Origin of the sequence: Anaerococcus vaginimassiliensis (genome assembly GCF_900626155.1) — a bacterium.
In the GTDB taxonomy this organism is placed as follows: Bacteria; Bacillota; Clostridia; order Tissierellales; family Peptoniphilaceae; genus Anaerococcus; species Anaerococcus vaginimassiliensis.
The window spans coordinates 634251-653996 of the sequence record NZ_LR130844.1; the positions used below are offsets into that span (position 1 = coordinate 634251).

Annotated in this window: 22 protein-coding genes; 15 read left to right on the top strand and 7 right to left on the bottom strand. The window is 34.0% G+C overall.

Going from position 1 to position 19746, the window contains the following annotated elements; all coding sequences use genetic code 11:
* The 14 genes from E0D87_RS03275 (at position 1) to E0D87_RS03340 (ending at position 13400) form a co-directional block, all read left to right on the top strand.
* Complete coding sequence (locus E0D87_RS03275; protein WP_130819320.1) at positions 1-873, top strand: ParB/RepB/Spo0J family partition protein; 873 nt, start codon at positions 1-3, stop codon at positions 871-873.
* The gene (locus E0D87_RS03280; RefSeq protein WP_130819321.1) at positions 860-1396 is read left to right on the top strand and encodes a cyclodeaminase/cyclohydrolase family protein; all 537 of its coding nucleotides are present in this window, start codon (positions 860-862) and stop codon (positions 1394-1396) included. Before E0D87_RS03275 ends, E0D87_RS03280 begins: the two co-directional genes overlap by 14 nt.
* Entirely contained in the window at positions 1393-1866 is a 474-nt protein-coding gene (locus E0D87_RS03285; RefSeq protein WP_130819322.1) for a DUF4446 family protein, read from the top strand. Before E0D87_RS03280 ends, E0D87_RS03285 begins: the two co-directional genes overlap by 4 nt.
* A gap of 78 nt (positions 1867-1944) precedes the next feature.
* Positions 1945-2934, top strand: a complete 990-nt coding sequence (gene pta, locus E0D87_RS03290; protein ID WP_130819323.1) for a phosphate acetyltransferase — start codon at positions 1945-1947, stop codon at positions 2932-2934.
* Positions 2935-3061: 127 nt separating this feature from the next.
* A complete protein-coding gene (locus E0D87_RS03295) occupies positions 3062-4393 on the top strand; it encodes a DUF1538 domain-containing protein (RefSeq protein ID WP_423190627.1) in 1332 nt (443 codons plus the stop codon).
* A complete protein-coding gene (locus E0D87_RS03300; protein WP_130819325.1) occupies positions 4393-4992 on the top strand; it encodes a transcriptional regulator in 600 nt (199 codons plus the stop codon). The genes E0D87_RS03295 and E0D87_RS03300 overlap by 1 nt, the downstream gene beginning before the upstream one ends.
* Before the next feature lie 8 nt (positions 4993-5000).
* Positions 5001-5309, top strand: coding sequence for a thioredoxin (gene trxA, locus E0D87_RS03305; protein WP_130819326.1), 309 nt, complete (start codon positions 5001-5003; stop codon positions 5307-5309).
* Positions 5309-6175 (top strand): NAD(P)/FAD-dependent oxidoreductase, encoded by an 867-nt coding sequence (locus tag E0D87_RS03310; RefSeq protein ID WP_130819327.1) that lies wholly within the window; start codon positions 5309-5311, stop codon positions 6173-6175. The genes trxA and E0D87_RS03310 overlap by 1 nt, the downstream gene beginning before the upstream one ends.
* Before the next feature lie 268 nt (positions 6176-6443).
* Entirely contained in the window at positions 6444-6917 is a 474-nt protein-coding gene (locus E0D87_RS03315) for a MarR family winged helix-turn-helix transcriptional regulator (protein ID WP_130819328.1), read from the top strand.
* On the top strand, positions 6917-8872 hold the full coding sequence (ftsH, locus tag E0D87_RS03320) for an ATP-dependent zinc metalloprotease FtsH (RefSeq protein ID WP_130819329.1): 1956 nt from the start codon (positions 6917-6919) through the stop codon (positions 8870-8872). Before E0D87_RS03315 ends, ftsH begins: the two co-directional genes overlap by 1 nt.
* A gap of 238 nt (positions 8873-9110) precedes the next feature.
* Positions 9111-10250, top strand: coding sequence for a CD0519/CD1768 family membrane protein (locus E0D87_RS03325; RefSeq protein WP_130819330.1), 1140 nt, complete (start codon positions 9111-9113; stop codon positions 10248-10250).
* A 248-nt stretch (positions 10251-10498) separates the two neighbouring features.
* Positions 10499-11236 carry a glycerophosphodiester phosphodiesterase gene (locus E0D87_RS03330; protein WP_130819331.1) on the top strand — a complete coding sequence of 246 codons (738 nt, stop codon included), beginning with the start codon at positions 10499-10501 and terminating at the stop codon, positions 11234-11236.
* Positions 11229-12512 carry an MFS transporter gene (locus E0D87_RS03335; protein ID WP_130819332.1) on the top strand — a complete coding sequence of 428 codons (1284 nt, stop codon included), beginning with the start codon at positions 11229-11231 and terminating at the stop codon, positions 12510-12512. The genes E0D87_RS03330 and E0D87_RS03335 overlap by 8 nt, the downstream gene beginning before the upstream one ends.
* Positions 12513-12563: 51 nt before the next feature.
* Complete coding sequence (locus E0D87_RS03340; RefSeq protein WP_130819333.1) at positions 12564-13400, top strand: MerR family transcriptional regulator; 837 nt, start codon at positions 12564-12566, stop codon at positions 13398-13400.
* A 33-nt stretch (positions 13401-13433) separates the two neighbouring features.
* On the opposite strand, the gene E0D87_RS03345 is transcribed toward E0D87_RS03340, so the two are convergent.
* Genes E0D87_RS03345 through larE form a run of 7 tightly spaced genes read right to left on the bottom strand, consistent with a single transcriptional unit; the run spans position 13434 to position 19052 of the window.
* On the bottom strand, positions 13434-14144 hold the full coding sequence (locus E0D87_RS03345; RefSeq protein ID WP_130819334.1) for an ABC transporter ATP-binding protein: 711 nt from the start codon (positions 14142-14144) through the stop codon (positions 13434-13436).
* Positions 14137-15096, bottom strand: coding sequence for a FecCD family ABC transporter permease (locus tag E0D87_RS03350; RefSeq protein WP_130819335.1), 960 nt, complete (start codon positions 15094-15096; stop codon positions 14137-14139). The genes E0D87_RS03345 and E0D87_RS03350 overlap by 8 nt, the downstream gene beginning before the upstream one ends.
* On the bottom strand, positions 15089-16234 hold the full coding sequence (locus E0D87_RS03355; RefSeq protein ID WP_130819336.1) for an ABC transporter substrate-binding protein: 1146 nt from the start codon (positions 16232-16234) through the stop codon (positions 15089-15091). Before E0D87_RS03355 ends, E0D87_RS03350 begins: the two co-directional genes overlap by 8 nt.
* A complete protein-coding gene (gene larC2 / locus E0D87_RS09305; protein WP_130819337.1) occupies positions 16224-16652 on the bottom strand; it encodes a nickel pincer cofactor biosynthesis protein LarC2 in 429 nt (142 codons plus the stop codon). Before larC2 ends, E0D87_RS03355 begins: the two co-directional genes overlap by 11 nt.
* Positions 16652-17455 (bottom strand): nickel pincer cofactor biosynthesis protein LarC, encoded by an 804-nt coding sequence (gene larC / locus E0D87_RS09310; protein WP_130819338.1) that lies wholly within the window; start codon positions 17453-17455, stop codon positions 16652-16654. Before larC ends, larC2 begins: the two co-directional genes overlap by 1 nt.
* Positions 17456-18202 (bottom strand): nickel pincer cofactor biosynthesis protein LarB, encoded by a 747-nt coding sequence (gene larB, locus E0D87_RS03370; protein WP_130819339.1) that lies wholly within the window; start codon positions 18200-18202, stop codon positions 17456-17458.
* Positions 18192-19052, bottom strand: a complete 861-nt coding sequence (gene larE, locus E0D87_RS03375) for an ATP-dependent sacrificial sulfur transferase LarE (protein ID WP_130819340.1) — start codon at positions 19050-19052, stop codon at positions 18192-18194. The genes larB and larE overlap by 11 nt, the downstream gene beginning before the upstream one ends.
* A gap of 189 nt (positions 19053-19241) precedes the next feature.
* On the opposite strand from larE, the gene E0D87_RS03380 reads away from it, so the two are divergent.
* Entirely contained in the window at positions 19242-19664 is a 423-nt protein-coding gene (locus E0D87_RS03380) for a DUF3842 family protein (RefSeq protein WP_130819341.1), read from the top strand.
* Positions 19665-19746: the final 82 nt, after the last annotated feature.

The following is a 19746-nucleotide window of genomic DNA, read 5'->3' on the forward strand; positions in this document are numbered from 1 at the left end:
ATGACAGGAAGAAAAACCCTTGGCAGAGGGCTATCTGCCTTAATCCCTGAGTCTAATGAGAAACTTGTAGAAAGTGAAAAAGTAACAAGTCTTGATATAAACTTAATAGTTCCTAGAAGTGACCAACCTAGAAAAAACTTCGACCAGGAAGCAATAGAGGGCTTGGCAGAATCTATAAAAGAATATGGACTACTTAATCCAATAGTAGTTACTAAAAACGGCAATAGGTATGAAATTTTGGCAGGAGAGAGAAGATTTAGAGCAAGTAAACACTTGGGATTAGAAAAAATAGATGCTATTATCAGAGACTACTCTAAAAAAGATATAGATATATTATCCCTAGTGGAAAACATTCAAAGAGAAGATTTAAGTCCTGTTGAGGAAGCCAAAGCCTACAAAAAATTAGTAGATGATTTCTCAATGACTCAAGAAGAAATCGCAAAGATTATGGCAAAATCTAGATCTTATATAGCAAATACTATTAGGTTATTAAACCTAAATGATGAAGAATTAGATGCATTAACAAACAAACAAATATCTTCATCTCAAGCAAGGACACTTTTATCTATAAAAGATGATGATAAAAGAAAAGAAGCGCTAGATGGATTTGTAAGTAATAAACTTAATATAAGACAAGCAGAAAATCTTAGCGAGAAAAACAAAACTAAAAAAGCAAAAAAAACTAAGAAAAAAGATGGCCTAAGCGATATAGACAAGATTCTCTTAGAAGATTACGAAGAGAAATTTATGGATAAGGTTGGATCAAAAGTAAAGATAGATAAAACTGGACAGATTTACAAATTAATAATTGATTGTTTTACAGTTGAAGATATTGAAAATATATATTGGAGACTAAAAGATGAAAATAATTGACATGGACCTAGGAAAGCTCCTAGATCAAGCTAAAAAGCCAACTGCAAATCCCGGTGGCGGAGCCTTAGTTATAACTATAGCTGCTATGGCAGTTAATATAGTTAGGATGATGGATAGGAAAAATGTTTCACATGAAACACTCGATAATATAACAGATAGACTAGTAGACCTTATCCAAGAAGACGTTGACTATGCCAATGCCTTAGTTAAAGAATATAAAAAAGGGAAGAAAGTAGATGAAAATTATTTCTTAATGGCAGCTAGTCCACAAATTGAATTAGTAGAATTAAGTATCAAAGCCCTAGATTATATAAAACCAATTCTAGAAGATGGTAAACTAGATGCAATATCTGATGGTATAATTGCAAATAACTTATTATTTGAAGTAGTAAGAGACGCCATGCCAACTATAAGGGTAAATCTCGATCCAATATCAAAGTCATATGATTATGACGAAAAAATAGATTATGCAAAAAAACTTCATAAAAGAAATCAACAAATAATAGAAAGAAGGTTAAAATGACAGGAATATATATAATTCTTGCTATCATGGCTATTTTAATAATAGTAGAATACGCACTAATTAAGTCAATGAACAACAAACTTAGACGCCAAAAGCAAAGATATGATCATTTGCTTAGAGGTAACAACCAAGAATTAAACCTAGAAGAAGTCTTGGTTTCAATAAATGACCAACTAGAAAAATCAAACAAAGAGATAAGGACAATCGATCAAAGAGCAATTGATGCAAAAGACAAAACCATGGGAGCTGTGAGTAATATGGCGGTAGTTAACTATGATGCATTTGATGGTCAAACTAACGAGCTTTCATTTAGTCTTTGTTTGTTAGATAATTTCCATAATGGAATAATCTTGACCAATTTATACTCTAATGATGGATCAACAATTTATGTTAAAGAAATAATAAACGGTTCTTCTGAAAAGGATTTATCTCAGAATGAGTTAGAGGCTCTAAATAAAGCAAAAAGTTAATAAAATAACTATGCTTAACTTTAAAAATTTAAGGGTATAATAGAACTGACAAACGATATTATCCACAAGGAGGAATAGATGCCAACACAAGGTATATTAGAAAATGCGAGAAAAAATATAGAAGGTAAAAATCTAAAAATTGTACTTCCAGAAGGAAGCGATGCAAGAGTACTCGCTGCAGCACTTAAACACAAAGAAGAAGGACTTTTGACACCAATAGTTTTAGGTGATCAAGGGGAAATCCAAAAAACAGCAAATAAAGAAGGTCTCAAACTAGGAGATTTACAAATAATAAACCCACAATATTCTGAGCATTTCGACGAATTAGTAGAAAAATTTGTTGAAGCTAGACGTGGAAAAACAAGCAAAGAAGAGGCAGAGTTCTTACTAAAAACTAATGTAAACTACTTTGGTGTAATGCTTGTGAAAGCTGGTTATGCTGACGGAATGGTATCTGGTGCAGTGCACACAACAGGAGATACTATCAGACCAGCTCTACAAATTATCAGAACAAAACCAGGCGTAAACAGAGTATCTGGAGTTATGGTAATGATAGGACCTGATGGAAATCAATTAGTATTTGCAGATACAGCTGTAAATATAACCCTAGAATCAGACGAACTTGCAGAAGTTGCTGTAGAAACAGCTAAGAGTGCGGAATCTTTCGGTATGGATCCTTACGTTGCCCTACTTTCATTCTCAACACACGGTTCAGCTCACCACGATCTTGCAACAAAAGTTGCTAAGGCAAAAACTAGAGCATTAGAACTTGATCCAGATTTAAGAGTAGAAGGTGAAATTCAATTTGACGCAGCAATCGATCCAATAACTGCAGCTCAAAAAGCTCCAGGATCTGAAGTAGCTGGAAAAGCAAATGTATTTATCTTCCCAGACCTACAAGCAGGTAACATCGGTTACAAAATCGCACAAAGACTTGGCGGTTACAAGGCTCTAGGACCAATCCTTCAAGGACTTAATGCACCAGTTAACGACCTTTCAAGAGGATGTACAACTGAAGATGTTTATGAAATTGCAATAATAACAGCTTCACAAGCAGTTAACAAGTAGTCATAATAAAATTTGAATTTAAAAAGAGACAGTCTTTTGATTGCCTCTTTTTCTATAAGAAATTTGAGGTGGTTTTATTTTTATAGAAGAAATAAAAAATAACGCGAAAGCAGTAATTCCAATAGCTATCCTAGTAGTAATATTAAATTTTTTCGTAGGGGTTTCTAATAGGCTCTTAATAAATTTCTTTTTGGGATGCGTTGGAGTAATATTTGGCCTTGCTGTATTTTTGACAGGTGTTGAGATATCTATTTCAAAAATTGGGACCATGATGGGAGAGTTTTTGGGTAGGTTTAAATCAATTATTTCTGTTATTATTTTTGGTATCTTTATTGGATTTGTAATATCAGTTGCAGAGCCTGACCTTTTGATTTTGGCAAATGAAATAACTAGCACTGTTGGGCTTGCCCCACAAGTTATTGTAATGATAATATCTCTTGGAGTCGGGATATTAATTTCTGTGGGTCTTTTTAGGATATTTAAAGAAATAAGGATTTCAAACTTGATGCTAATTATCTATTCTGTGATTTTTATCTTGATGATTTTTGCAGAAGATATAGGTCATGCTATCGCCTTTGATGCTTCAGGAGCAACGACTGGAGCTATGACGACTCCTTTTATAATTTCTCTTGGACTAGGAGTTGCATCTCTTAAGGGTGATTTATCAGAAGATGATTCATTTGGACTTGTTGGAATAGCGTCTACAGGACCAGTTCTCGCTGGACTTTTGATGAGTATGTCAATTAATCAAAGTGGGGTGGAAGTTATAGAAAAAGCGCACGAGTCAATCCTTCTAACAGGTGTTATAAATGCGACTTTTGCTATTGTTCCAATCACAATAGTATTTTTCCTAATGAATTTACTAGTATTTAAAATAGATAAGGAGACTTTAAAAGAAATATCTATAGGACTTTTCTACACATATTTGGGATTAATTATATTTCTAACATCAGTAGAAGGTGGATTTATGGAACTTGCAAGAGCGATGGGTGAAGGACTAAGAGATTCTAAATTTCTTCCTTTGATAGGATTTGTTTTAGGACTATTGGTGGTTTTAGCAGAGCCAGCCGTTGCAGTTTTGGCTGAACAGGTCGAAGATGTAACAGGAGGTTCTATCCCAAGAAAGCTTATCCTAAGAGCCCTATCTATAGGAGTTGCCTTTGCGGTTATGCTTGCCATATTAAGGATAAAGATAGAAGGTTTTGCCCTCTGGATGGTCATAGTACCAGGATTTTTGATATCTTTAATTCTAGCAAGGAGAGTGCCACAAATATTTGTTGGAATCGCCTTTGATTCGGGAGGAGTTGCATCAGGACCGATGACTGCTACATTTATCCTAGCTTTCTGCCAAGGAGTAGCGGGCAATATCGCAGATGGTTTTGGGGTGATTTCTTTTGTTGCTATGATGCCAGTCATAACTATTATGATTTTGGGAAGTATATTTAAGGGGAGAAGTTAATGCAGTATATAAGAGTTATTCTACCTAGAGGAAAGGGCAGCGGCTTCATGAAACTTCTAAAGGACAATGGAGCTTTTGGAGTTTCATGTTTTTATGGAGAAGGATCTGCCCCAAATGAAATATTAAATAAATTTCATGTAGATAAACAAAAAAAAGAAATTGTAACAGCTCTTTTTGATAAAGAAAATACACTCATATTATTTGACAAAATCAAGGAGAAACTAAAAGGTGTAAATACAGGCATAGCCTTTGCTACATCGCTTGATAGAAAGGATTATACGATGGATTATGTATGTCTATATGTAATTTGCGATAGACACCAAGGTCAAAAGGCCATCCACATAGCTCAAGAAAACGGAGCTCGTGGAGCAACCCTTGTTCATGGAAGAGGATCAGCAGAAAATGTTAAATCACCAATATTTTTAAATATGGCAATAGAACCTGAAAAAGATATAGTGATTATGCTAATAAAAAAAGAATTAGAAGATACAATTAAGGGTAAAATATATGAAGAGATGGAACTTGGTAAAGAAGGTAAGGGGATAATATATTCCCTACCAGTTAGCGAAGTTTCAGGACTAGTAGAGCAAAATAATTAGGAGATATTATGAAAAAATTAAACTCAAATGAATTTAGACAAGAAGTAGAAAGTGGTAAAGGTCTTACTCTAGTAGACTTCTCAGCAACATGGTGTGGACCATGCAAGATGCAAGGACCTATCCTTGAAGAGCTTGCTTCTGAGGTGGACTATCAAATATTTAATATTGATGTAGATGAATCAGACGATATAGCTGGTCAATACAATGTAAATGCAGTTCCTTCCCTAATGATTTTTAAGGATGGTGTACTAAAAGATACTCTAGTAGGTTTTCACTCAAGAGAAGCTATAGAAGAAAAAATGGCTAAATTTCAATAATGAGATATGATATGGCAATAATCGGCGCAGGTCCTGCAGGACTTAGCGCCGCTTTAAATGCAAAAATAAGAAATAAGTCAGTTATTATTTTCGGTGAAGATTCTAAGGCGATAGTTAAAAGTAAATCTATAAAAAACTACTTAGGATTCCCTGACATCAGTGGGTGCGAATTAAATGACAAATTTAAGGAAAGCTTAACAAGTTATGATGTAGAATATTCTAAGGAAAGAATTCAAACTGTCTATGCCATGGGGGATTACTTTGCCCTAAGCTTAAAAGATAATACTATGATAGAGGCAAGCTCTGTAATAGTGGCAACAGGCATAGATCTTAAAAAAGATTTGGTTAATGAAGAAAAGTTCTTCGCCAATGGTGTAAATTATTGTGCAACATGCGATGCTGCCTTGTACAAGGGAAAAGAAGTTGTAGTCATAGGTTATAACGAAGAAAGTGTAGAAGAAGCAAACTTCACAGCAGAAATCGTAGGCAAGGTAAGTTATGTAAACATGTACAAAAGAGGTGTGAAACTAAATTCTGGTATAGATGTAATAGAAGGAGAAATCCCTCTTGGCTTCATAGGAGAAGATAGGGCAAGTAAATTAGAATTTAAGTCTGGTAAGAAACTTTCTGCTGATGGATTTTTCATAATAAAAGACTCATCCAAGCCTCAAAGGTTGATTCCATCTGTAAAATTAGACGGAAATCATATTTTGGTAGATAATAAAATGGCTACAAATATTAGAGGACTATACGCAGCAGGAGATATAACAGGCGAGCCTTATCAAATAATGAAAGCAGTAGGTCAAGGTCAGATAGCAAGTTTAAATGCAGTAAAATATCTAAGTAAACTTAAAAACAAAGAATGAAAACATAAAAACCACAAAGGAAAACTTTGTGGTAGTCTTACATAAATATTAAGATATAAATCGTAAAAAATATAAAAAAAACAATATATTATAAAAGAATATTTAAACTATTGACCGACTATAATTATAAAAGTACCATAATTAAGTCTTACTTTCACAGGATCTTAAATTATGTGGAAAATATATGTAAAATATAAATAAGTTTTATTGAAAAAATTTAACTTATATGTAAGATAATATTATAGTATAATTATTTCTAGGAGGAAATATGACCAAAAAGCATATTGATTTTTTTGAATTCAATAATTCCATATTCTCGATGATTAGAGAAATTTCACATAAAATTGATCTTTTGTTGCAAGATACAGCAAGCGAACTAGAAATTACACCTTTGCAATTAAAAATGATAATAACTCTATACGCAAACAGGGAAAAACCTGTTTCCATAGGTAGCCTTGGAAAAGCTATAGGAATTACAGGTGGAAATATATCAAATATATGTAAAAGACTTGAAAAACAAGGCTTTGTTGATAGAGTAAGAAGCGAAGAAGATGAACGTGTAGTAAATGTTATGTTGACAGATAAGGGAAATGATGCAGCTTGTATGGTGGATGACTATTTCCAAAAAATCAGAAAAGATATACCTGAAGATGGAATAGACTTAAACCTACAAACAATTATCGATGAGCTAGAAGCCCTAGAAATGCTTTTAGATAAATATATAGCTAGGAGTGGTTTATAATGACAAACAAAAATAAAGGCAAAAAACCTCTATTATATTATTGGTTAGTTGCCATTGTAATATTTTTAGTAGTCCACTTTGCCCTAAATCCTATAGCTACGGATGAAAGTGTCAAAGAGGTTAGCTACTCACAATTTGTAGATATGATCGATAACGATCAAGTAACTGAAGTGTCAAAAGATGACCAAAAATATACCTTCAAAGCTAAGGTAGATAATGACGAAAAAGTCTATGAAACTGGTTTATGGCAAGATACTGATTTAACAGAAAGACTATTAGAAGCTAAGAAGAGAAACGACAAACTAGTATTTAAACAAGAGATAGAAACAAGGATGAATCCTTATTTATCCCTATTCCTAACAAGTATACTACCATTATTATTCATATGGATAATATTTATGTTTGCGTCAAGATCACTTACAAAAACTATGGGTGGTCGTGGCGGTGCGGACTTCATGAACTTCGGTAAGTCTAACGCCAAAATATATGTTGAAAATAAAACAGGAAAGACCTTCAAGGACGTTGCAGGTCAGGAAGAGGCTAAAGATTCTCTAAGTGAGATAGTTGATTTCCTTCATAATCCTGGAAAATATAAGGAAATTGGAGCTAAAGTTCCTAAGGGAGTTTTATTAGTAGGACCTCCAGGAACAGGTAAAACCTTGATGGCGCAAGCTGTTGCAGGAGAGGCAAACGTACCATTTTTCTCAATATCAGGTTCTGAATTTGTTGAGATGTTCGTAGGTATGGGTGCAAGCAAGGTTCGTGATTTATTTAAACAAGCCAAAGAAAAAGCACCATGTATAGTATTTATAGACGAGATTGATGCTATAGGTAAAAAACGTGATGTATCTGGATATTCTGGAAACGATGAACGTGAACAAACCCTAAACCAACTTTTAAATGAGATGGATGGTTTTGATGCAACAGAGGGAGTTGTCCTTCTTGCGGCAACTAACAGACCAGAAATCCTAGATCCTGCTTTAACAAGACCAGGACGTTTTGACAGACAAGTTCAAGTTGAACTACCAGATCTAAAGGGACGTGAAGATATCCTAAAGGTTCACGCTAAAAATATCAAAAGAGAAGATGATATTGACTACGAAGAAATTGCAAAAAGAACTGCAGGAACTTCTGGTGCTGACCTTGCCAATATCATAAACGAAGGTGCTCTAAGAGCTGTAAGGGAAGGTAGAAGAAAGCTAACCCAAGAGGACTTAGAGGAATCAATCGAAACAGTAATAGCTGGTCAACAAAGGAAAAATGCAGTTATAAGTGATGATCAAAAGAAAATTATTGCCTACCACGAGGTTGGACATGCCCTTGTTGCGGCAATACAAACTCAAAAGACTCCAGTAACAAAGATTACAATTATACCAAGAACTGGTGGAGCTTTGGGTTATACAATGACTGTAGACAAGGATGAAAAATATATAATGACTAAGCAAGAGCTATTTGATGAAATAGTTACATTTGCTGGAGGTAGATCTGCAGAAGAGTTGATATTTAATACCAAAACAACTGGTGCGTCAAATGATATCGAAAGAGCTACAGCTATAGCTAGGAATATGGTTACTATTTACGGTATGGATGAGGACTTTGACTTCATGCAACTAGAACAAATCCAAGGTAAATACCTAGGTGGTCAAAGATCTATGATAGTTTCTGATGGTACTGGAGATAAGGTAGACGAAAAAGTTGCTAAAATCATTGCCGCAGCTCATATGAGAGCTATAGAAATCTTAAAAGATAACCTAGATAAACTTCACGAAATATCCGACTTCTTGCTTAAAGAAGAGACAATCACTGGAGAAGAGTTTATGGCTATCTTAAATAAGAATGAAGTAATAGTCGATGAAGAAGAAAACGATGAAGATGAACAAAAAATAATAACAGAAGATTTATCTGATAAGGGCTCTGATTCTATTGAAGATGAAAATTCAAATACAGATATATAAGATAATTAAGTTCCAAGCCAAGGCTTGGGACTTTTTTTGTGGAAAAAATTATATTTCTACCACAAATTCACCCCTATATTGACTTGAAATTATGAAAACGATATGATTTATCTAAGAAAATATATAGGCTCTACGTATTAATTTCAACTATAGAAAAGCTGATATATAAATAGTGAAAACGTATACAACGATGGAGTCTATACAATTTTTATATAATCATTTATCATTAGGAGATATTATGAAAAGTAGTTACAAAAAGAACATAACGATAGAAAATTTCTTATTTATTCTAGTATTTTTTGGAATGTTTGGCTGGATAGGAAAAATCATGGGGCCAACCAATATGCTATCCACAGTTATGAATACAGCTTATAGATTACTGATGGATACATGTTTTTACATAATGGGTATATCGGTAGTAGCAGGAGCTTTGTCGAGCTTATTTTCTGAGTTTGGTTTTATCGCTTTAGTTGATGTATTATTATCAAAGATTATGAAGCCGATTTATAACCTTCCAGGTGCCTCATCTTTGGGTATATTAAACTGCTACTTATCAGATAACCCTGCTATACTAACCCTAGCTGATGAAGATAACTTCAAGAAATATTTTAGAAAATTTCAAATGCCAGCCTTATGTAACATAGGAACATCGTTTGGTATGGGGTTAATTGTAACAACAACTATGTTTGCCCTGCCTGTAGAAGGAGCTGTGAAAGCATCTCTGGTTGGAAATCTCGGTGCTTTTGTAGGTTCTATTGTGTCAGTTAGGATAATGCTAAGATTTACTAAAAAATACTATGGTACAGAAGATATGGTCGAAGTAAGAAGCGTAATAGATGTACCTGAAGGACATAGGATTATTAGAGATGGATCATTTGGATCGAGAGCAATCGAAGCAATCTTACACGGCGGCAAGAGTGGCGTTGATATGGGGATGGCAATCATTCCTGGAGTAATAACTATTTGTACAGTTGTAATGCTTCTTACTAATAAAATGCCAGCAGGTGGCTATACAGGTCAAATTGGCGAGGGAGTTGCCTTTCTTCCTTGGCTAGGGCAAAAATTATCCTTTATCTTAAGTCCTATATTTGGCTTTACAAGTGATAGTTTTATCGCAGTACCAATAACAGCCCTAGGGTCTGCAGGTGCAGCTCTTGGAGTAGTAAAAGAATTTGCAGGTGGTGGATTAGTCACAGGAAATGACATAGCAGTATTTACAGCTATGTGTATGTGTTGGTCAGGATATTTGTCTACTCACATTGCTATGATGGATGCTTTAGGTACAAAAGAGATGACAAGCTCAGCAATTCTTGCCCACACTATAGGTGGTCTATGTGCAGGATTTGCAGCTCATATTTTTTCCTTGGTTTTATTATAGTATTTTTTAATTAAAATCAGTTTTAGCCCTACGGGGCTTTTTCTTATGTTTAAATTTACGAAAGTTTGACCTAAGGGTAAGGATATTTTATTATAAATTTGTAAAAATCATAAAATTTAGTACATTATTATTCTAAAATTAAGTTAATACATAAGAAAAAAATTTATTTATTTAATTTGACATTAACCTTAGGTAAATCCATATAATATAAGAACAAGAAATCATTTTCCTAAAATAAGGAGGAATTTATGACAGGAATATTAGCCCACAGGGGATTTTCAGGTAAGTATCCTGAAAACACTATGCTTGCTTTCAAGAAAGCAGCTGAACTTGATATTGCAGGTTTTGAGACAGATGTACAAATGACCAAGGACGGAGTCTTGGTTATAACTCATGATGAAGAGATTTCAAGAGTATCGAATGGCAAGGGATATATAAAAGATATGACCTTAAAGGAGCTTAAAGATCTTGATTTTAGAAATGGTATGGAGGAATTTGCCCTAGATGATGATACAAGGATACCGACCTTGGAGGAGTTTTTTGATTGGTTTAAGGATACTAATTTCTTAATCAATATAGAACTAAAATCATCTATGATTAGATACGAAGGAATGGTTAATAAGACTATGGAAATGATTAAGGCCTATGATTTAGTTGATAGGGTTATTATTTCATCTTTTAACCATAGGGATGTTGTTTTAGCAAAAGAACTTGTTCCAGAAATTAAGTGTGGATTTTTGACTTGGTCATTATTTTTAAATCCGGGCAAATATACCAAATCTTATGGGATAGACTATTATCACCCAGATTTTAATGCTATGGATGATGAAGATTTTGATGATTGTAAGAAAAATGGAATAGGTATATTGCCTTACACAGTAGATGAAATATATGATATGAAAAAGCTTGTTGACAAGGAAGTTCTATATATTATTACTAACTATCCAGATAGGGCAGTTGGCTTAATAGGAGGAAATCATGCTTAAAAATCCTCAAAAAAGACCAGCCTTTCTTAGACCTGGCAGAATTGGATCTTTTCTTTCTATAGTTTTTGCAGGTCAGCTTGCCTATGCATCATTTGAGGCCTTCAAGGGATCTCTTATGCTACCTTTGACCCAAGCCTTGGGGATAAATCTTCAGGAGTTTTCTTACATGATGAGTATGCTTGGTATTGCTACATATCTATATATACCAGGTGGTTGGGTTAATAATAGATTTTCAATTAGATCTATCCTCGTAACTTGGCTATTTTGGAGAATGGCTACAGGCTTATTTATATTTTTAGTTCCAAACATATCCTTTTCAATCCTCGTTGCTATTGCAATATCGTGGGGTGTGTGGGATGCTATAGGTTGGCCTGCCGTAACTAATGGAGTAAATTTCGTATCATCAGATGCTAACAAAGAGGGCAAGGGTCTTGCCATGGGACTACTTGAATCTATCAGAAGAACCTTAGAATTTGTCATGAATGGAGTTATAATCATCATGATCGCTATTTGGCCTGACAAGAGTCAAATGATAATGAAGATTATGGGTATAATCTATACCTTGACTATGCTTCCAAATATCCTAGCTATACTTAAATATGTTCCTAAAAATGCTATTGCAAAAGTTGAAGGAGAATCTAGCAATGTCGCAGCACTTAAGGGACTAGTAAAGGTTATGAAGATGCCAGCTATTTGGCTAGCGGGACTTTCTGGTCTATGCCTTTATTGGTGTTATATGAATCTTATTTATTCATCAGCTCCATACCTTTCCCTTGTATTTAATGCGTCAGAAGCCTTATCTGGAACATTTGGAATTATAAATACAGGTTTTATGGGAATAATTGGGGGAGCTTTGGCAGGATATTTGGCTGATTATTTATTTAAATCTTCGACAAAGATGCTTGCTGTTGCCCTAGGACTTACATCTCTTGGATCGCTTTTAGTTTACATCCTTCCTAAACAATCAGGCATGTGGATTTCCGTAGTTTTACTTATGGTTATGTCTATAGGAGTATTTATGGGTAAGGCCGTAATGATGGCACCAATTGCAGAGCTTAACTTAGATGAAAGTATAAGTGGTTCAGCTATGTCAGTAGGTTCATTTTTAGCCTACGCCTCAATTTTTTGGGCGCCAATTATTAATGCTAAGTTTATAGAAGCAAGCTACGGTCCTGCTCAAGGTTACAAGTATGTATTTTTAACTACAGTAATCGTTGCAGCTGTCGGTGCAATTTGTGCAGTGCTATTAATCAACTACAAGAAGAAAGCTAAATAAACCTTAACCTCTTATGGTATAATGAAGTAATGTTATACTTTGAGGTGACTAATGAGAAAAAAACTTTATACTATAGGAAATGTAGCTAAAAAAGCGATGATATCTACAAGAACTCTAAGATATTATGAAAAGCTTGGTATAATAGAGCCAGATTTTGTTGGAGATAATTCCTACAGGTATTATGAAGAAGATACCATCTTAAAATTAACTATAATCAAATACTTTAAGCTGATTGGCTTTAGCTTAGAGGAGATTAAAGCTCAGCTTATAAGTCAAGATGTAAACAAAATGATAGCTACGTTTGATAAAATCCTTGCTAGAAGCGATATAGATATAGAAGAAATAATTCAAAGAAAAGAAATCGTAAATGACTGGAAGGATCTCCTCGAAGAAAGCAAGATGCTAGAATTTCATAAAATCGAAGATGTAAATGTTAGATATATGGCTGAAAAAAATCTAATTTCATTTCCTTTTGTCTTTGATTTTGATTATAAATCATCTATCTTAAACCTTGAATTTTCTAGTTTCATAAACAAGAAAAATAACACAATTTCAGGGCCTGTAATGTTTTATTTTGATGATATTAATAAAAGAATTGCCTCAGATGATAAGAACGATAAGATTTCAGCAAACTACATCCAAAAGGCTGTAAAGAAAATAGATTCAGACCTAAACTTTCATTTAGAGCCTAACTTTTGTGCATGTCTATATCACTATGGGTCTTTCGATAGCTTATATTTATCTTACAAGAAACTAATAGATTGGCAGAAAAAGAGCTCATATAAGTTTGTTGGACCAGTGATAGAAAGATTTGTCTTAGATTATTGGACTAGTTTTGATGAAGAAAAGTTTATAACAGAATTGATTGTTCCTATAGAAAAGTTTTGATAAAAAACCAGAGGCTTTGTAGCTTCTGGTTTTTTATTTAAAATATATATGCCTGTTTCCATCAAAATCTCTTATGTCTGTTTCCATATCAAATATTTCTCTAAACATTTTTTCATCCATGACTTCTTTAGAAGAACCTTCTTTATAAATCTTTTTATCATTTATTAAAATTATATGATCGGCAAATTTTTCTATGAGGGCTATTTGATGGAGGCTTATTAGGGTTGTTAGATTTAACTTATAGGTTAAATCTTTTATTATTCTCATTATCTCGTATTGGTTTTTAAGGTCTAGAGCGCTTACTGGCTCATCTAATAGGAGTATCTTGGGATTTGATACTAGAGCCTGACCTATAAAGACCTTTTGTACTTCTCCTCCAGATAACTCATTTATAAATCTATTCCTGTAGCTAGTTAAATTTAATAAATCTAATATTTTTTCTACGTCTTTTTTATCCTCGTCACTTATCTTAAGAGAAAGATTAGCTACCTTGCCTAACAAGATAGTGTCAAAAACTGTAAATCTTATTTTGGAATTTATATTTTGATTTAGGTAGGAGACTTTTCCCGAAGTTTTTATATCTCCATTGTATGATTTGATACCACTAATGGCGTTTAGGATAGTGGACTTGCCTGATCCGTTTCTTCCCATTAGGATATTGACCTTGCCTTCTTCTAGCTTAAATGAAATGTCATCTATTACCTCTTTGTCATAGGATATGGATAAATTTCTAACTTCAATCATGTTTTCCTCCAAAGAAGAATATAAATATTAAAGGAAGTCCTACCAAACTTGCTATGATTCCTATAGGAAGGATTGCTCCCGGTTTAACTAGCTTTGATAATCCTGAGGAGATTACAAGCAGTATCGCTCCAACAAGGCTTGATGATATGAGATAATATCTTTGGTCCTCTCCTATGATTTTTCTTGATATATGAGGTGCTATAACTCCTATAAAGCCAATCACACCTGCAAAGCTAACTCCTATTGAACATAGGATTGAAACTATTATAAAAGTTTTAATCTTTAGAGTTTTTACATTCACTCCAAGGCTTCTTGCTCTGTCTTCACCAAATCTTAGGGTTGTTAGTTTGTGGCTATCCTTTATGATAATTATAAAAGAGAGCAAAAAGGATAGGAGAAGAATTATAATCCCCCTTGGTTTGGTGTTTGAGACCGAACCAAAGAGCCAAAAGACAATAGATGAGAGGGTCTCATCTGTAGATATGTATTGCATGAGACTTGTAAGCGAGTCAAAGAAAAACTTCACTGCAATTCCTGCTAGAATCATTGAGCTTGTATTGGCAAAATTTCTCCTAGATATTAAATATACAAATATTATCGCTATAAGTGCAAATCCAATTGCACCTATAGGAATAAAATTTATAGAAAATCCTAGGAGAAGGAAGAAGGACGCTCCAAAACCCGCAGCAGAAGAAACGCCAAGGGTAAATGGAGATGCTAGTGGGTTATCAAGGATTGTCTGCATACAAGCACCAGCAAGCCCCAAAATAAGTCCTAAGATTAGGGCAGTAGTCATCTCTGGCATTCTTATTTTAAAAAGAATAGTTCTTTGGAGATCGCTTAGACTAAGAATGTCCACTGGCTTAAGATCTCCTACTCCTATGAACAAATCTAAGATAGAAACTAAGGCACTTATGAGAATAAGGATTGAAATCTTCTTATTCTTACTCATATTTAGTAAACCAACAGCCTTCATATTCTATAGGCATGAAATTTTCATAGAAGTCTTTCATATCAGCCTCTGGATCTACATCATCGAATAAATCTGGATGAAAGGTTTTGGCAAGAGATTCATAAGCATAAAAATCACTCATATCACGGGCGAGGTTTTGTCCAATTACATAGACATCCTTATCTTTCATAGCCTTTAGACTTTCCCAGCCATTTCTAGTCTTATACTTTTCAATCTTTTTATTTACATCTTCTGGACTAATACCAAAGCCCATTTTCATAGATTCTGGCTTTTCTACCCATTCAGCACCTGTTAGAAAAATTAGGTCAGGATCGTTTGATAGGACAAATTCTTCTGATACAGGAGTAGCTTCCTTTTCTCCAAGAACATCGCCTGTTAGGTTGTGTCCGCCTGCATCGTTTATAATTTTGCCCCACATCATATTATTTCCATAGGAGTTGCCATAAGCATGTTCTCCTTCATAACCGTGTTCTAGGTAGACATTAGGCTTATCTTTCACATCTTTTAGTTTTTCTTTCATGTTATCAATTTTTTCTTTGTAAAATCCGTTTAATTTATCAAGATTTTTATCAAGACCTGTCGCCTTGGCTATTATTTCAGTTGATTTTATATGATCATCAAAGTCTTGGTTGTGATAGTCTACGTAAAGGACAGGGATATCTAGCTTATCTTCTATGGCATCAATTTGAGCCTTATAAGATACAGGAGCAATAATACCGTCGGCATCTATAGACAACAATTCTTCTACAGAAAAGTCATTGTCGGCAAAGTTTGAAACTCTTTTTATATCTTCAAGCTCTGGAATTTTATCTACTAATCTTTTGTAAAGGTCATTTCTGTCTTTTCTAATTCCATCGTCCATGCCAGCTATTTTCTTGTAGAAGTTATCCTTATCCAGATACATCATAGTCATAAAAGGACCACCTGAACCTGATCCTTGGATTATTACCTTATCTAGTGGCTTATCTAATTGGACTTTTCTACCTAATACATCTTCTATTTCTATTTTTCCTTTGGCTTCTTCTTTTGATTTAGCATCTTCGTTTTTTGCTCCACAAGCTGTGATTATTAACAAAAAAATTGCTAGTAGGCTAATATTTCTTATCTTATTTTTCATAATTTTCTCCATAAATTTGATTTAGTTTATTGAAGGATTCTTTTATAGAAAATCCTTCCTTTTTACAAAGATCTATTGCTGACTGATATTCTGGGTAAACATAGGTATTGCTTTTGTGACTTACTTTCTTATATTTTAAGTTAAGATTATCGTAAGATATATTTATCATTTCCCTATCTAGGATTGTTCTTTCGACAGGGATTTTTCTTATGCCGATAGATGTTGTATTAGAAAAAATAATATCTTCAACTTCTTCTATTTTGTCATAATCGCATAGGACAGAAAGTTTGTAGGCTGGACGGTTTTTCTTCATATATATAGGTGTATAGAAACAATCTCTTGCTACATTCATTAATTCATCCATTACAAAACCTAAGACTTCACCAGTGGAATCGTCTATATTTGTTTCAGCTAAAATTAATCTTTTTTTTTAGAATCTGATACTTCCATTACTCGTAAAACATTAGTAGATTTTTCAAAATCTTTGTTTCCTGCGCCAAGCCCTACTTTTTTGATATTAAACTCATCTAGGGTTTTATTTTTATTAAAGTATTTTACAATAGCTGCTCCAGTTGGAGTGATGTGTTCGCCATCTTCATTTATTATATTTAGGCTAATATCTGATCCTTCTAGGATATTGATAACTGCAGGAACTGGAATTGGCATAAATCCGTGGGCACATTTTTGTCTTCCAATGCCTTCGTATAATTTTGAAAAGTAAATATTTTCTACGCCAAGATCTTCTAGTAGGACACAAACACCGACAATATCAATTATTGAATCTATTGCACCTACTTCGTGGAAATGAACTTCGCCTTTGTCTATGCCATGAGCCTTAGCCTCAGCATCTGCGATGATATCAAATATACCTAAAGAGTCTTTTTTAACCTTTTCGCTTAGTATGTCAGATTTTGAGATAATTTTTTCTATGTCAGAGATATTTCTGTGCACATGGCTATGAGTGTGATTTTCTTTTTCATCATGGTGATGATGGTGATGGCTGTCCTCGTGGTGGTCATGGTGATGATCTTTTAATAAAACATCGAAATTATAAGCATCTATGCCACTTTTTTTAACTCTATCAAAGACTAGCTCGTAACCTTCGATACCTAGAGATTTTATTGCATCAATTAGTTTTTCCTTGCTAGCACCAAGATCTAAAAGAGCACCGATAGTCATATCTCCAGCGATTCCTGAATACATTTCAAAATATAAGTCCATTTATTTCTCCTCTATAAGTTTATTTATTTGACAGGCTGTATAGGCTGCACCATAACCGTTATCTATATTTACAACAGAAATTCCCTCAGCACAAGTTGATAGCATTGTTAAAAGGGCAGATATGCCGTTAAAACTTGCTCCATATCCCACAGATGTAGGCACAGCTATGATTGGCTTATCTACAAGGCCTGCCATAACTGTAGCAAGAGCGCCTTCCATGCCTGCTATTGCTATAATTACATTTGCTTGTTTGATTTGATCGATTTTATTAAGCATTCTGTGAAGTCCTGAAACTCCAACATCATAAAACCTATTTACCTTAGCTCCAAAAAACTCAGCTGTAAGGGCAGCCTCTTCTGCCACAAATAAATCAGCAGTTCCTCCTGTACAAATGGCAATATTACCAATTTGTGGCATTTCTTCGTATTTTAAGGAAATTATCCTCGCTGTCTTATCATAACTTGCATTTGGGATTGCCTTACTTACAAGCTCGTACTGGTGTTGGCTTGCTCTTGTTCCTATAACTGATTGTTGTCTTTTGTCAAAGGCCTTAAAGATTTCCACAAGGGCAAAGTCCTCCTTGCCCTGGCAGAAGATTGTTTCAGGAAATCCTCTCCTGTTTTTTCTCTGGAAATCAAGTTTAGCTATGTCAATATCTTTAAAGTTAAAATCTTTTAGGTAATCTAGACCTTCTTCTATTGACATTTGACCGTTTTTTATATTCTCTAAAAATTCTCTATCTTTCATTTTCTAACCATGGGTTAAGCTTTAGCTTATCTTCCTTACTTACTACTTCATCCATTGATCCTGACCTGTATCCAGCTAAATCTAGGTTTACATATTTAAAACCGAGATTTTTAAGTTTTTCATTTATTTCATCTACTTTTTCAAAAACTATGCCAAAATCTTCTCTGTCTACTTCTATTCTAGTATTATCTCCATAAACTCTTACTCGAACATTCCTAAGACCTAAATCTTTTAGGTAGCCTTCTGCCTTATTTATAGCTTCAAACTTTTCTGTATCTATCAATTCATTATAAGGAAATCTTGTCGCAAGACATGGAGCAGATGGTCTTTTATAAACTGAAACACCTAGCTCTTTGGCGTAGGCTCTTACCATTTCCTTGGTAAAACCGCATTCTTTTAGAGGACTTACAACTCCCTTATCATTTAGAGCCTTTACACCTGGTCTAAATACCTTGTTATCATCTAGATTTGATCCATCAACTACATATTTGTAGCCTAATTTATCCTTTAGTTTGAAAGCTTGGTCGAAAAGAAAGCTCTTGCAGTGATAGCATCTGTCTATGGTGTTGTTTTTGATGTGCTCATTATCAAAGACGTCAATATTTACAACTTCAAGTTTAACTTCCATCTCATTGGCTAAGTTTTGGGCATTGTCCAAGTCGCCATCTGGTGTAGTATTTGTGTTATACATAATAGCTACTACGTCTTTTTCTTCCTCTCTTAAATCGCTTGCAAGCTTTAAGATTAGGGATGAGTCCACACCTCCAGAGAAGGCAAGTACAAACTTATCTTCTAAAAGTTCTTTTATTCTATTATTCAGTTTTTCTTTATTTTCATTAAAGTTGTCCATAAATACTCCTAACTTAAATATTCTAACTATAAAAAAGGGCATAGGAAAAAACCTATACCCTCATGGTTACACATTTAGCTTATACTAAGTAACTAGCTTCATACTAGCATTTTTATAATAACATATTAAAAAAGTGAGGTCAACTAAGGTCTAATATGATAAAATGATTGTATATAAAGGAGAGGACTTATGAAAATTGTTATTATAGATGGACAAGGAGGCTCTATAGGGGCAAGTCTTGTTAGCAAGATTAAGAACAAAAATATAGACTGTACTATATACGGGATAGGAACAAATTATTTCGCTAGCAAGGCTATGAAAAAATCTGGAGCTGATATAATTGCAACAGGAGAAAATGCATCAATAGTTAATTCAAAAGATGCGGACTACATATTGGGCACAACAGGAATAGTAATAGCTGATTCTCTCCATGGAGAAATAAGTGAAAAGATGGCTGTTGCTATAGGAAGGTCAAGTGCCTATAGGATTCTCATTCCTTTTGATTGTTGCAAGACTCACATAGTAGCTACAGAAAAATCAACTATAGAAGAACTCCTAGATATAGCCATAGAAAAATTAATAGAAAATATAGAACAAAAAAAGGGACTATAAGCCCCGTTTATATGTAAATAGCTCCGATTGGAGCTATACATAAACAATGTATCTTAGTGTTAACGATAATTGTAATGCACTA